This is a genomic window from Chlamydia sp. 17-3921 (genome assembly GCF_902705545.1).
GTDB lineage: Bacteria > Chlamydiota > Chlamydiia > Chlamydiales > Chlamydiaceae > Chlamydia.
In genome coordinates, this window is record NZ_CACSHH010000003.1 from 198,685 (window position 1) to 213,623 (window position 14,939).

The window sequence follows — 14,939 nt, forward strand, 5'->3', positions numbered from 1 at the left end:
CATGTTTCAGCAAAAGCAACAGCTTTCTTTAAAATATCTTCCCTCGTTGCGTATGCAACAAGGACTTCAAATGTTACAAACTCCTATTGCAGAACTCTCCTCTTATGTTATTCAAGAACTCATAAACAACCCTTTTTTTGACCTCTCTTCTTTAGAAGAAGAAGAGTGGCACCAAAAATCTTCTTCTGCAAATTTTGAAGCTACGTTTGCTCAACCAGCATCTTTAAGCTCTGTCCTGCTTTCTCAGATCCATCATACTTTTCATACAACAGAAGACCTACTTGTAGCGTATCATATAACAGGCAATCTCTCTAAAGAAGGCTTCTTTGTAGAATCCCCTGAATTCATTGCTGAGCAATTAAATATCTCTTTAGAGAAAGTTCATACAGTATGGCGGATTATTCAAACATTTCATCCTATAGGAATTAGCTCTCCTTCTTTGCAAAGTTATTGGTTAATGAGACTAGATAACACTGTTCATCAACTAGCCTATCAAATTATTCTTCAATGCTATCCAGCTCTAACAAATTGTAATTTCAATCTGATCGCAAAAAGATTTCATCTATCTTTAAAAGATCTTAGAAAATTATTAAGAAAAGCATTAGGAAGTATTCCTTGGTGTCCTGCAGCGGAATATCAAGCAGGAACAACCTCTTTGGCTCCCCCTTGTCCAGATATTTATATAGATTATAACGAAGGTTGGGAAATTCGAATAAACTCTAAAAATCTTCCTCCTATAAAACTTAATCATCAAGCATTTCAACTTTATGAACATTTACCTAAAGAAGAAAAAAAAACATTAACACAACAAATTCTTGCAGCAAAATGGCTAATAAAAAACTTAAAAAAACGAGAACAAACCTTATTTGCTATTGTAGAAAAGCTACTCCCTTATCAAGAAAACTTTCTGTTAGGAAGGACATTTTCTCCTCGCCCTTTAACAATCAAAAGTATAGCAGAGAATCTTAGATGCCATGAATCAACAGTTTTTCGTGCTGTCAATAATAAAAGTATCGCATCTCCAATAGGAATTTTGCCCTTAAAACAATTGTTTCCTCGGACAATTTCAACAGAAGAAACTTCTTTATCAAAAGAAACTATTCTAAAATGGATTCGTCAATGGACAACAACAGAACAATCTCCTCTCTCAGACCAAGATATCAGTGAAAAAATCTCTGCAAAAGGAATTTCCTGTGCAAGAAGGACTGTCACAAAATATCGTTCACAACTTAAAATTCTTCCTGCACATAAACGTAAAGCTCGATTCCATATGTAAAGCCGTTTTACGTTAAACAAAATAAGATAAATAAATTTGCCTCCAACGAATGTCGTCTAACTTTCTTTTTTTAGCATAGTGCTCGATCACAGGAATTGGCTGAGTTGCAAACATCTTTATTTCTTTGTCTGTCAAACGCAACATTATCCACAAAGGAGTAACTCCTAACATTTTTCGAATTTTTCGCATGGCACGACGAAAATAACTTTGTACTAACATCAAACGCACAGAAAAGAATATCGGTAACATTAAAATTGTTGCAAATCCCCAAAATGGTTGCCATAGGGTAATCCCTACACCGATAGTAACAGATAGAAATAGAGCATAACTTTCTCCAGAATTTCGAAATAATGGTCCCCAAAATCTTCTCCATGCCCAGGAGGAAGTTTGGTAAGCAAGGACCTCTTCAAATATCGGTTCACGAAATTTCATTCTTACAGCGTGTACAATTTCATGTGCAAGAATCTCTTTTTTAGAATAAATTCCAAGCCATCGCGATGCTTTATATAAAGGTTTTCGAAGCTGAATAGTTACTTGGTTCTCTAATATCCAAGTACACCCTGCCTCCCAAACATCTAAGCCTTCATTCGAATATAAAATTTGTAAATGTGAAGGACAGATATCGAAAATTTCTTGAATACGAGAAGGAAAAGATGTAGAGGAACCCGACCTCTCTTCAATTAAACTATCCGCACGAAGAAAAAAAGAATATTTTTCTTCTTCTGGGCCAGCAATAATACCTTGTTTATTGAGATTTATTAAATCTTCATCTGTAGAAACAAGGCTTGAAACAAATTCTAGTTTTTCCACATTACTCCCTTACTAAAAAAGCTTCTAGTGAACGTTTCTTTTACCTTGTTGATTTATTGTTAAAATAAACACGAATCGTTAACAAGAAAAATTAAAAAATCTCAAAATAGTTATTGAATCTCTCTAGCATTATATTATTCCCTTGAAAAGAATCTACGTCATACTCAATAACCATAGGGGCATATTGGTGTTCTCTCGATAGCCCTACTTTTAAAGATTCGGCGAAAGCTGGAATGCATCTAGCTCTATATACTTTTACTCAGAATTTTTTCTACTTTGTCATAAGATAAAGAGTAAAATCTGACGTTTGCATATATAAAAGGTTTCGTTTCATCGATAAAACACTTAACTAATTCAAAATTTTATTCACACCGAAAGCTTGCATTAAATAATGTATGTTTGCATGAGAAATTTTAGACATTAGAGCATTAAATTAATAAAAAGGAGTCGCGTTTTCTCTCCGAAAGACATTATTCGGAGTTCTCACGCAATGGAATTAATGAAAAAATCTTTAATCATCGTGGAGTCTCCTGCTAAAATCAAAACCTTACAAAAATTCTTAGGAAAAGGTTTTATTTTTGCTTCATCCATAGGGCATGTTGTTGATCTTCCAGCAAAAGAGTTCGGCATAGATGTAGATCACGATTTTGAACCTCAGTATCAAATACTTCCAGACAAACAAGAGGTCATAAATCAAATTCGGAAACTCGCAGTGCAATGTGATAAAGTTTTCCTTGCTCCGGATCCAGATAGGGAAGGAGAAGCCATAGCTTGGCATATCTCTAATCAGCTTCCAGAAAATATTTCTATTCAAAGAATCTCATTTAATGCGATCACAAAAAATGCCGTTACAGAAGCATTAAAACAGCCTCGAGAAATTGACATAGCACTTGTTAATGCTCAACAAGCTCGTCGTTTATTAGATCGTATAGTCGGCTATAAGATTTCTCCAATTCTCAGCCGTAAATTACAACAACGTTCAGGAATATCTGCAGGACGAGTACAATCTGTTGCTCTTAAATTAGTCGTAGACAGAGAAAAAGCTATCGAAGCTTTTATTCCTGTAGAATACTGGAATATTCAAGTCCTTTTACAAGATCCTAAAACACAGAAAACATTTTGGGCTCACTTATATTCTATAGAAGGAAAAAAAATTGAAAAGGAGCTGCCAAAAGAAAAAACAGAAAATGAGATTTTTTTAATTAACTCTGAGGAAAAAGCTCAAAAGTATGCAACTCTTTTAGAAACAGCATCTTATACAGTCATTCGTATAGAATCTAAAGAAAAACGACGTCATGCCTTACCACCATTTATTACCTCCACGCTACAACAAGAAGCAAGCAGACATTTTCGCTTTTCGGCTTCAAAGACTATGTCTGTTGCACAAACGTTATATGAAGGTATTGACTTAAATCAAGAAGACACTATCGGATTAATTACATATATGCGTACAGACTCTGTTCGTATCGATCCAGAAGCCCTTAATACAGTAAGAAGCTACATTCAAACAACATTTGGTCCTGAATATCTTCCAGAGAAAGCGAATCTTTATGCTACGAAGAAAATGACTCAAGATGCTCATGAAGCAATTCGCCCGACAGACATATATTTATCACCAGAAAAGCTAGCAGGAAAACTTTCAGAAGACCAAAATAAACTTTATAGCCTCATTTGGAAACGTTTTGTGGCTTCACAAATGACTTCAGCTATTTATGATACTTTAGCAATCCAAATCACAACAGATGTACAAATAGATTTACGAGCATCCGGTTCCTTATTGAAATTTAAAGGTTTTCTCGCTGTATACGAAGAAAAAAATGATGACGATAATGATTTTGAAGACTCTCACCCTCTTCCACTTCTACATGCTCAAGATTCTCTAAAAAAAGAAAAAGTTTCTGCAGAACAAGCATTTACTCGCCCTCTTCCGAGATTTACTGAAGCTTCTCTAGTAAAAGAACTCGAAAAATCTGGTATCGGTCGACCATCGACTTACGCGACTATAATGAATAAAATACAAAGTCGCGAATATACAACAAAAGAAAACCAGCGCCTACATCCTACAGAACTGGGGAAAATTATATCTCAATTCTTAGAAACAAATTTTCCAAAGATTATGGATATTAGCTTTACAGCGCTAATGGAAGATGAGTTAGAACTTATCGCTGATAATAAAAAATCATGGAAACTGCTGTTAAAAGAATTTTGGGACCAATTCCTACCTGTAATAACAACAGCAGAAAAAGAAGCTGTAATTCCTAGAATTCTTACAGACATAGATTGTTCTAAATGTCATAAGGGTAAGTTGATAAAGATTTGGTCAAAAAATGGATACTTCTACGGTTGTTCAGAATACCCCGAATGTGACCATCGCACTTCAGAAGAAGAGCTGACATTTAAAAAAGAAGACTATGCTTCGGATACTCCTTGGGACAGTTCATGCCCAGTTTGCAAAGGACCTATGAAAATACGTCATGGACGTTTTGGTAGTTTTTTAGGATGTGAAGACTATCCTAAATGTCGAGGAACTATTTCATTACGTAAACAAGGAGAAGAAGAGGAGCAAGAATCCGTTACTTGTCCAGCTATAGGTTGCTCTGGAGTTATTTTGAAAAAACGCTCCCGTTATAATAAGAATTTCTATTCTTGTTCGGAATATCCTAATTGTAGCGTTATCGGAAATACAATAGATGCTGTACTAACAAAATATACAAACTCTCCAAAAACACCTTACAAAAAGAAAGCTATAGAAAAAGGAAACAAAAAAACAAAGAAACCTTCTACCCCAAAAAAGAAAACTTCAGTAAGGAAAACATCCCAACTTATTCCATCTCAAGCTTTAGCTAAAATAATCGGGGCTTCTCCTTTATCACGAGGAGAAGCTACTAAAAAAGTTTGGGAATATATAAAAAAACATAACCTACAAGCTTCAGAAAATAAAAGATTACTACTCCCTGACGAGCAATTCAAAGATATCATTGGAGAAGAGCCTGTGGATATGTTCCAATTACCAAAATTATTGAATCAACATCTAACTAAATCTGACGAAAAAGAGTCTTCTTCATAATCTTCTATAAGTTTATAAACTTCCCGACATGAGGATGCTGTCGCAAGTGAAGCACGAAGAAAACGTACTTTAGAAGCGGACACTAAATAATGCCCACACAATTTACGGGTTTCTGATAAAAGTTTTGTTTCACTTTGATAATACTCTTCTATCCATTGTAAATGCTGAACAAAAGCTTGTTTTCGCATAGCAAATGAGACTTGCTGATAACAACCCGTTGCAAGATAATCTTCTATCTGTTGAGCTATCCAAGGAGCTCCCATAGTTCCTCGAGCTACTAATAAACCATCGCACCCAGTTGTTTCTAACATCTCTTTCGCTGCTTCCGGAGAAAAAATATCTCCATTTCCAAAGACAGGAAAATCTTTCCCCGCGGCAATTTTAGCTCGAGCTATATAATCACGATTACTTAATCCATGATATCCCTGGGCTCGGGTTCTTCCATGAACAAAAACAGCGCTTGCCCCTGATTCTCGGATGATTTTAACAGTTTCTTCTACATTGATATTATCAAAATCCCACCCAGACCGAATTTTTACTGTCACAGGAATAGAAACAGCTTTCACGATCTGTTCTAAGATTTTGCCTATTAATAAAGGATTTTTCAATAATCCCGACCCGCTCCCATCTTTGGTAATTTTATCCGTTGGACAACCACAGTTTAAATCTATAAGATCAAATCCATGATCCTCTAAAATTTTAGCTCCTTCTCCAACAATGGTAGGATTACTACAACATAACTGCCCTCCAATAGGACGCATAGCTTCTGAGTAATCCAAAAGCTTGAAAGTTCTTTGGGGAGAATGAAGAAGCCCTTCAACTTTCACCATTTCACAAAATACAAGAGCAGGCTTGTATAATGAAGACATTCGCCTATATGGATAGTCAGAAAAACCGGCTAATGGTGCATAAACAACAGGAGATTTTAATAAAATATTTTTTATATATATCGAAGGAGCCATGGAGATTGCAAAATATTAAGAAATATAAAACGTAGAGTTCTTAATACAACAAATGGGACGGCCTCTAAACAAAATAAAGCAATCATGGGACTAATATCAATAAAACCTATTCTGGGGATAAATTTTCTAAAAAGGCTTAAATAAGGATCTACACAATTAAAAATAAATTTATACCACGAAGTAGGCTGACAATTCGGAATCCAAGAAGCGAGAATATATATTAAAATTAAGAAACTATAAATATTAACAGCTGTTCTTAAAAAATAAGATAGCATTAGATCTTACACTTTCAGTTTTATTAGTATGTGTTTTTCTTGAAAAACACCCATTTATCTATTAAAATAGTTTCCTTTATCTTTAAGATACTCTCACTATGGATACGATTAAGTTACCTATATACCACATTGGGGTAACAAAAGACGGGAATAATACTACTAAAATAGCAATTTTGCAGAAAACTTGCAAAGGATGGATTGTCTGTTTTTGTCAAAGTTTGTTAGAAAACGAAAAAGCTTTGATTCCAAAAAAATATTTTACATCTCCCATGACATTTTCTCTTCAAGGGTCAGATGTTCTTACGAAAAGCTCCTCCTCCACACTTAAAAACAAAAAAAATATTTTAAAAGTTGCATTAACAAACTTTGGCATGAACTCAGCTCTTCCATGGGAATCTCTAGTTATTCTGCCGAAATTAACTCCCACAACACAGAAAGAAACAATTACAACTTTATGGATCTCTCAAAAAAATGTGATCCAAAAGCAACTCTCTTCTTTAGCACAATCTCAACTTTTTCCTTCTATTATCTCGTGCCGATCCACAGATCTTTTTTTCCTAGCAGAACAATCTTTTCTCAAAAAACTTCCAAACTATTTTCTTGTATATTCGAAATCAGAAGAAACCATATGCCTATGTGTTCAAAATAAAGCAGTTTTATTGTCTCGATCTCTTTCTAACAAATCAGCGAAAAAAAATTGTGAAGATATCTATGCAACGTTACAACACATAAAAGAAACTTTTCCAACAGCATTTCCAACGACAATACATTTTGCTCAAGGGTCTGAAGCTCTAAAAAAGGCCCTTATACAAAAACAAGACTTACCTCTCACTCCTTGTCCACTTATTCCCTCTCATCTTCTAACACATTGGGAAGAATATGATGACGCTATTGCAACAGCTCTACATGGAGCCTCCAGAAAGACCCTTAAGTTTCGTTATGAGACAAAAACAACTCCAGAAGCACACAAACATTGGCTAAAGCAAATAACAATACTTATTAGTAAGCTCGCCCTGCTATCTACCTTGATTATTACCTGTGGCTCTACTATTAAACTAAAAATTTTATCAAACCACACTAAGAAACTCTATAATCTTGTATGTCCTGAAGAATCTGTTTTTCCTAAATCTCTGAACGCAGCAGAAAATCTCTTAAAAACTATAGAAACTCAGATTCCTTCGACCTATCCGTATCAACCAACAATTGCTACAAGTGAGCAAGTTTTAAAATTTCTTGCGGCTTTAGGTCAAAACTATTCAACGCTTAAATTTTCCCACTTTACATACAAACTTACACATTTCCCTACAGAGAAAAATCCAACTTGTCCTTACACAGCAGAAATTTTACTCGCAGGTCAAGGCTCTTCTGAAGAAGTCTCACAATTTTTGAAAAGAGTTTCAAAATACCCTAAATTACATCATGTCTCCGAAACACAAAAAGATGCTCATACCTTCGAACTACGATTTAACCTCTCATCCCAGGAGATTTTATGAAAAAATTGAGGAAGTCTTTTTTTATTCTTAGTGGATTTTGTCTCCTTGGAAGTATTCCGATAGGGTTAGTTGTAGTCAAACATCTTCATACAGTTAAACGCTGGGAAACTCTAAACGATAAAATTTTAACATTAAAAGTCGCACGAGATCTTAATAAGACCATACTGAAACAAAACAATTTACTAATAAACAACCGCGAAAACTTTTGTGAAGAGAAATTTTCCGAAGAAAGCCAGAAAATCCCTCTCTTGAAACAAGAAATCCTAAGACTAAATTCTCTCTCTAAAAACTCTCTCATAGCTCAAAGTAAAGAAGTATGGGCTAGGAAACAAACTTTAACAAAAACGTCTCAACTTCAATGGATTTTTAAGAAAATAGACTCCGATCTCATATCTATTAGTTTTTTGAAACCTATAGAAATGAATAACGATGACATCTCTGCTGTTTTTCATCTCTTTAACCCTATTAAAAACCCAAAAGCTCCAATAGCATTCTTTACTCATTGGGAAATGACAAAACAAATAACACCTTTAAAAAATGAAGTTTGGCTAGTACAAGCAGAGGCGATAAATCGATGTCTATAAAAAAATCTTTTTATATTTTTTTATTATTAATTCTTGTGAACTCTTCAGCATACAGTACTGAAGCTTACAAAAAGCTTACTCTTACAGGAATTAATATTGTGGATAGAAATGGCTTATCTGAAACTATCTGTTCCAAAGAAAAACTAAAAAAATATGCCAAAATAGACTTTCTTGCTTCTCAACCATACCAGAAAGTCATGAGGATGTATAAAAATAAACGAGGAGACCAGGTTTCCTGTTTAACAACATACCATTCTAATGGCCAACTCAAACAATATCTTGAATGTCTTAATAATCGTGCGTATGGAAAATACCGAGAGTGGCATCCTAATGGAAAAATTAAGATTCTTGCAGAGGTTATCGGAGGAATAGCTGATCTTCATCCTTCTGCAGAATCCAGCTGGTTATTTGATGGTGAAACGCTTGCTTATAATGATGAAGGCTTATTAGAGGCCTGTATCCAATATGAGAAAGGATTTTTAGAAGGAACTTCTCAATATTACCATTCTAATCAGAAAGTTTGGAAAACACACTCTTATAAAAAGGGACGTGCTCATGGAGAGTTTTTAACCTATGCTTCTTCAGGAGCTCTATTGAAAATATTTAATTATAGTAATGGAGAAAAGCACGGACAAGCTTTGTATTATGATGAAAAAACTGGAGAAGAACTTGCCCTAGAAGAATACGATCAAGGTTTGCTAATGGAAGGGACTTACTTAGATCCTCAAACTAAAGAAGAGTTCTCAATAATATCTAGAGGTGAAGGTTTACAAGCTATTTATGGTAAACAAGCTATTGTCAAAACAATAGCCTTTTATCAAGGAAAACCTCATGGCAAAGTTACTCTATATAACAATTCTGGAAAAAACATTTTACAAACATATTCCTTAGTAAACGATCAAAAAGAAGGAGAAGAAATTTTCTTTTTTCTTGAAACAGGAAAAGCAAAATTATCTCTTAATTGGCATGAAGGTCTTTTACAAGGCACAATAAAAAGCTGGTATCCCAACGGCGCTCTAGAAAGCAGCAAAGAGCTTATAAATAATAAAAAATCAGGCTTACTTACAGTATATTATCCTGGAGGTCAGATTATGGCTGCAGAAGAATATGATAATGATTTTCTAATCAAAGGAGAATATTTCCGCCCTGAAGATCTTTTTCCATATACAAAAGTAGAGAAAGGTTGTGGTACAGCAACCTTTTTTACTAACTCAGGAACTGTTACAAAAAAAATATCCTACCAAGATGGGAAACCTTTTGTTAACTAGCTAATGACAACCTTTCAAACGAAAAAACAGTTATTACGGAAAACTTTTTCTGACCTTCGTCAACGATTACCGAAAGAGCGCAAAATCCAAGCATCAAAAATCGTAGCGTCCTTTGTTCAAGAATTTCCTCCAGGAAGTCTTGTTATGTCTTTTTTATCCTTTAACTCTGAAATTAACATGGTTTTAGCAAATCATGTTCTTTTAGAAAAATTTACCCTAGCCTTACCAAGAATACAAGGGAACCTATTATTCCCTAATCTTGTTTCTTCTTCTCAAGAACTTTCATTGTTATCTCACCCTAAAGATATTTCTAATCACAAACTAAATTTAATACCCTCAAATTTACTTACCCATGTCTTAGTTCCAGGACTTGTTTTTGATCGTAAGAAAAACCGTCTTGGCTATGGCAAAGGTTTTTATGATCGTTGGCTTTCTCAACAACCAAATATTACTTCCATTGGTATCGGCTATCTAGAACAACAGGTAGAAGAATTAATTAAAGAATCTCACGATGTTCCTCTATCCCAGCTCTTTTTATGTTAATACTCTTAATAAAAACCTCTATTTGTAATGAGTTGAAAGTTCAGGAGACGATTGTCAATAACCCTTACTCTATGTATGATGGCAATCAAAGGCTAGGGGAGACGTTTCGAAGATTCTTATGACTCTCATTTTAATACAACACCTACGAATTTGTACTATCGATACTCTTCTTTCTTCAGTATTTTACGCTATCTTCAGGCGTTATAACCAGCTACACCTCTTAAGAAGTATCTTTTATAAACTACAAGATTCTTAATCCGTTACAAAAGTCTTCTTAAGCTCTCTGTTTAAAAATAGCTCAATGACAGACGAGTGTTTGAAGAGTATGAAAAAAGGAACCATCGTATGAGTTTACCCGATCGGAAAAAAGCTTTAGAAGCAGCCATTGCTTATATAGAAAAGCAATTTGGCTCAGGATCCGTAATGAGTTTAGGAAAACACTCCGCTACTCATGAAATTTCTGTTATTAAAACTGGAGCTCTGTCTTTAGATCTAGCTTTAGGCATAGGAGGTGTTCCTAAAGGCCGCATCGTAGAAATTTTTGGCCCCGAATCTTCTGGGAAAACAACTCTAGCAACTCATATTGTTGCAAATGCACAAAAAAAAGGTGGAATTGCAGCTTACATTGATGCAGAACATGCTCTTGATCCCAGTTATGCAGCTCTTATTGGTGTTGATGTTGATGATTTAATGATTTCTCAACCAGATTGTGGAGAAGATGCTTTAAGTATTGCAGAATTACTCGCTCGATCTGGAGCTGTTGACGTTATTGTTATAGACTCTGTTGCAGCACTGGTTCCTAAAAGTGAATTAGAAGGTGATATCGGAGATATTCATGTAGGTTTACAAGCACGTATGATGTCTCAAGCTCTAAGAAAATTAACAGCAACTCTTGCTCGTAGCCAAACTTGTGCAATATTTATTAATCAAATTCGAGAAAAAATAGGTGTGAGCTTCGGAAATCCAGAAACAACAACTGGAGGTCGAGCTTTAAAATTTTATTCTTCTATTCGTTTGGATATTCGCCGCATAGGTTCTATAAAAAGCAGCGATAACACAGATATAGGAAATAGAATCAAAGTCAAAGTAGCAAAAAACAAACTTGCACCTCCATTCAGAATTTCTGAATTCGATATACTTTTCAATGAAGGAATTTCTTCTGCAGGTTGTATTTTAGATCTTGCCGTTGAACAAAATATTATAGAAAAGAAAGGTTCTTGGTTTAATTATCAAGATAGAAAACTTGGACAAGGAAGAGAATTTGTTCGCGAAGAACTCAAGAAAAATAAAAAGTTACTCCATGAAATAGAAAAGCGCCTAATGGACAATACCCCGACCTCGAAATCTAAAACTACTTTAGCAGAAACTCCTGTTGAAGCCTTATCTTCTCAAGAAGTCTAAATAAAAAAGCCTCTCTTCATAAAAAAGGGAGGCTTTATTTTTAATTAAAAGAATTATTAACTTATTTAGCTTTTAAGCCCTTAATTTTACCAGGACCACTTTTTTCTTCTTCTAATAAGTCTAGGAAAGCTCTTAACTGCTTAGACCTAATTGGATGACGCATCTTTCTTAAAGCTTTTGCTTCAATTTGGCGTATACGTTCACGAGTCACATTAAAAGCAGAACCGACTTCTTCTAATGTTTTTGGCTTACCATCAAGAAGACCAAATCTATGAATTAAAACAAACCGCTCTCGGTCTGTTAAAGTTTTCAAAACCTCTTTCATCTTATCTTTTAACATAGAATAACCAGTAGCTTCTGCTGGCGATTCAACAGCTGTGTCTTCAAGAAAATCTCCAAAAGAACTTTCGCCTCCTTCTCCAACCTCTGCCTGTAAAGAAATTGGGTGCTGAGCAATTTTATAAATTTCCCGAACACGATCAGGAGTTAGCCCTAACTCTTCTGCTAATTCTTCTGGAGAAGGCTCTTTTCCAGTCTCCATCATAAGTTTTTTTGCGCCACGTAAAACCTTGTTGATAGTTTCTATCATGTGTACAGGAATACGAATGGTTCGTGCTTGATCTGCAATAGCTCGAGTTACTGCTTGACGAATCCACCAGGTTGCATATGTTGAAAATTTATAGCCTCGACGATACTCAAACTTCTCAACAGCTTTCATCAACCCCATATTTCCTTCTTGAATGAGATCCAAAAAAGAAAGGCCTCGATTTGTATACTTTTTAGCAATAGAAATAACCAAACGAAGATTGGATTCTACCATTTCTTTTTTAGCTTCTTGGCTTTTATCCATCCAGCGCTGTAGCATCCGTACATCTTTTTTAAATTCTTCAAGAGTTCTTCCTGCGGCAACTTCTCGCTTATATAATTTACGCTTAGCAGATGCAAGTTTGGCTGCTGCAAATTTATTTCTCTCTGCGCGAATTTTTAAATCATTTATTTGTTGTTCTAATTGTAAGAAAGAATCGTAAGCTTTAAATACTACTTCTCCAAAATCCTCTGTTATATTGTGACGACAATGAAAACAGCGAAGATAAGCTTGCGTACGAATTCTACACTTTTCTAGATCATCATTAAGTTTGGCGATTTCTTGCTTTGACAAATTTGGCTGTCTTAAAGACAAAAGAAGAGTCTCTAAATATAAATCCTCTTCCTTCAATAAGCCTATCAACTTTGGAAGCAATTTAAGAAAATGGGCCTTATCTTCAACTTCTTTTTCAGAGATAATTTTATCAAAACGCTCTTTGCCACTGATTAAATAATGTGCTATGGAAATAGCTTCTTTTGTTGAGTAACGAAAACGTAAAATAATTCGCTCTATTTGTATTTGAGCTTTCTCTATTCTTTTAGAAATCTCAACCTCTTCTTCTCTTGTGAGAAGAGGAACTGTTCCCATTTCTTTTAAATACATGCGTACAGGGTCATCTGGGGTTCCTTCTGTACGCTTCGCCAAGCCTTCTAATTCCTTAGCTTCTTTTTTCCTTTCTTTTTGTCTTTCAACATCGACTTGGTTCAGGATTTGGATATCCATTCCTGCTAAGAAAATTAATACCCGATCTATTTGCTCGGGCGTATCAAAAGACATAGGTAAAATGTCATTAATTTCTTCATATGTTATGAAGCCCTGCTCTTTAGCAAGAGACACAAGCTCCTCTAGCTTTTTTTTAGTTTCTTCTTCTGAAGAAACTTCTGTTGCCTGGCTATCTATATTCATGTGTTTACTGCTTATGACAAAATAAAAATGGTTATCACCCTGGGCAAGAGTTTAGCCAAAGAAAAATAGGAAATCTAGGATTTTTACTAAGTATTTTGAACAAAATAAAATTTTATTCTTTTAAAGAACTCCCTTTCTTATTGGATAGAGAACCCCTAAAATATGATGATAGAGAGGCCCTTTATTTAAAGGCGTTAAACAATAATAGAAAGGGAGAGGTCCTTGTGCTTTTGTTTTTACAACTAACTTACCACACCGTTCTTTTATTGCATGAGATTGAAGATCTGTTTCCCATTGCCTAGTTCCAGAGATAACAACACCATCATTTTCAAAAAAATCTTCAATACCATAACCCGTCCATGTTTTAAATAATGAGTTAGCAAAAACGGCACGACGAGATTGAGGAGCATATACAAATAACATGCCTAGATTTTCTTCTCTTAAGTTATCAAATAATTCTCTACATTCTAAAGCATAATTGTGAATCGTGGACTCTGTACTCATGTAACGAGAGGCCGTTAAAGATGATGCCACCTCTATATTTTCTATTTTAAATGCTATTTTTTTTAATTCATTAGATAATTGAGATGGTAAATCTCTTACTAAAACAGATCCTCCTTGAGATTGTAAATCAGAAGCGTCTGATTCCAACTGCAATAAATTACGAATTTCATACATTAAGTCTTGAACTTTGCTTTCTAATTTAGCGATGTAGGCTTGCCTCTTATTTAAAATAGTATGTTGCTCTACAAAAGTTGCTTGATATTCATCATTTAAAGCTTGTTGATACGATGTCATTTCTGCCAATTCACGGCTCAAGTTTACACTCTCTTCTTCTTTCTCTTTATACTGCTGAAGAAGAGTATGTAGTTGTATTTGTTGTTGTTGATTCTCGTCTTTTAATCGAGAAGCATAGATTTCTAACTGCTGATTTTCATTTTTAGTTTTAGAAAAAATCCCTTGTATATGAAACAATTGATTTAAAAGTTTTTGATTTTGAGATTTTAATTGTTCTATCTCTTGTTGGCGTTCCTCAAGGGACATGCGAATTTGACGCAAACCTTCATTATTTTCTGTCAGTTTCCGAATTTTAGCCTGCAAAAGATGTTTCGCCGCTGTTTTTAATTGATTTTCCCTATACCGAACAGCGAAAAACCAGCCCAAAGAAGAAATTGTAGCAAAAACAATACCGCTATATTTTTTTTGAAAACTAGAGAGAAAAGGATAACAAATAAAAGGGAAAAGAAGAATTAATAAAGGAAAAAAATAAATACGATATCTAGAATAGGCCCGGAACCATCTTCTTATTAACAACATATAAAAAAAATCCTCTGGCCAATTAAAAAAGCCCCTCAATCAAGAGCTTTTAAAAAAAGAAAATCCCTGTGTGAAATTTTCTGGCAATTTCATGGCCTCTAAAGACATCCTAGATGACAACATTCTGTGACATCATTATCCTGGGACAGTCTGTGAAAGCAACGGTTTCTAT

At 34.7% G+C, this 14,939-nt stretch carries 12 protein-coding genes; 7 read left to right on the forward strand and 5 right to left on the reverse strand.

Annotated features, from left to right (window positions below):
- The first annotated feature begins 1 nt into the window (after position 1).
- Entirely contained in the window at positions 2-1,276 is a 1,275-nt protein-coding gene (gene rpoN / locus JMS40_RS01245) for an RNA polymerase factor sigma-54 (protein ID WP_201456464.1), read from the forward strand.
- A 12-nt stretch (positions 1,277-1,288) separates the two neighbouring features.
- Here the strand turns inward: rpoN and JMS40_RS01250 are convergent, their stop codons facing one another.
- Positions 1,289-2,086 (reverse strand): hypothetical protein, encoded by a 798-nt coding sequence (locus JMS40_RS01250; protein WP_201456465.1) that lies wholly within the window; start codon positions 2,084-2,086, stop codon positions 1,289-1,291.
- Between the two features lie 499 nt (positions 2,087-2,585).
- Between JMS40_RS01250 and topA the strand changes: the two genes are divergently transcribed.
- Positions 2,586-5,153 (forward strand): type I DNA topoisomerase, encoded by a 2,568-nt coding sequence (topA, locus tag JMS40_RS01255; protein ID WP_201456466.1) that lies wholly within the window; start codon positions 2,586-2,588, stop codon positions 5,151-5,153.
- On the opposite strand, the gene dusB is transcribed toward topA, so the two are convergent.
- The gene (dusB, locus tag JMS40_RS01260) at positions 5,111-6,115 is read right to left on the reverse strand and encodes a tRNA dihydrouridine synthase DusB (RefSeq protein ID WP_201456467.1); all 1,005 of its coding nucleotides are present in this window, start codon (positions 6,113-6,115) and stop codon (positions 5,111-5,113) included. The two genes, topA and dusB, sit on opposite strands and share 43 nt — an antisense overlap.
- Positions 6,094-6,390, reverse strand: a complete 297-nt coding sequence (locus JMS40_RS01265) for a YggT family protein (RefSeq protein ID WP_201456468.1) — start codon at positions 6,388-6,390, stop codon at positions 6,094-6,096. Before JMS40_RS01265 ends, dusB begins: the two co-directional genes overlap by 22 nt.
- 98 nt (positions 6,391-6,488) lie before the next feature.
- On the opposite strand from JMS40_RS01265, the gene JMS40_RS01270 reads away from it, so the two are divergent.
- The 5 genes from JMS40_RS01270 to recA all read left to right on the forward strand — a co-directional run bounded on the left by JMS40_RS01270 (position 6,489) and on the right by recA (position 11,679).
- Positions 6,489-7,883 carry a hypothetical protein gene (locus JMS40_RS01270; protein WP_201456469.1) on the forward strand — a complete coding sequence of 465 codons (1,395 nt, stop codon included), beginning with the start codon at positions 6,489-6,491 and terminating at the stop codon, positions 7,881-7,883.
- Complete coding sequence (locus JMS40_RS01275) at positions 7,880-8,467, forward strand: hypothetical protein (protein ID WP_201456470.1); 588 nt, start codon at positions 7,880-7,882, stop codon at positions 8,465-8,467. Before JMS40_RS01270 ends, JMS40_RS01275 begins: the two co-directional genes overlap by 4 nt.
- Positions 8,458-9,735, forward strand: coding sequence for a toxin-antitoxin system YwqK family antitoxin (locus JMS40_RS01280; RefSeq protein ID WP_201456471.1), 1,278 nt, complete (start codon positions 8,458-8,460; stop codon positions 9,733-9,735). The genes JMS40_RS01275 and JMS40_RS01280 overlap by 10 nt, the downstream gene beginning before the upstream one ends.
- A 3-nt stretch (positions 9,736-9,738) precedes the next feature.
- On the forward strand, positions 9,739-10,278 hold the full coding sequence (locus JMS40_RS01285; RefSeq protein ID WP_201456472.1) for a 5-formyltetrahydrofolate cyclo-ligase: 540 nt from the start codon (positions 9,739-9,741) through the stop codon (positions 10,276-10,278).
- Between the two features lie 345 nt (positions 10,279-10,623).
- Complete coding sequence (recA, locus tag JMS40_RS01290) at positions 10,624-11,679, forward strand: recombinase RecA (protein ID WP_201456473.1); 1,056 nt, start codon at positions 10,624-10,626, stop codon at positions 11,677-11,679.
- 61 nt (positions 11,680-11,740) lie between these two features.
- On the opposite strand, the gene JMS40_RS01295 is transcribed toward recA, so the two are convergent.
- Both JMS40_RS01295 and JMS40_RS01300 read right to left on the reverse strand, forming a co-directional pair.
- The gene (locus JMS40_RS01295) at positions 11,741-13,450 is read right to left on the reverse strand and encodes an RNA polymerase sigma factor (protein ID WP_201456474.1); all 1,710 of its coding nucleotides are present in this window, start codon (positions 13,448-13,450) and stop codon (positions 11,741-11,743) included.
- 120 nt (positions 13,451-13,570) lie between these two features.
- Positions 13,571-14,767, reverse strand: coding sequence for a hypothetical protein (locus tag JMS40_RS01300; RefSeq protein ID WP_201456475.1), 1,197 nt, complete (start codon positions 14,765-14,767; stop codon positions 13,571-13,573).
- Between the last annotated feature and the right edge of the window lie 172 nt (positions 14,768-14,939).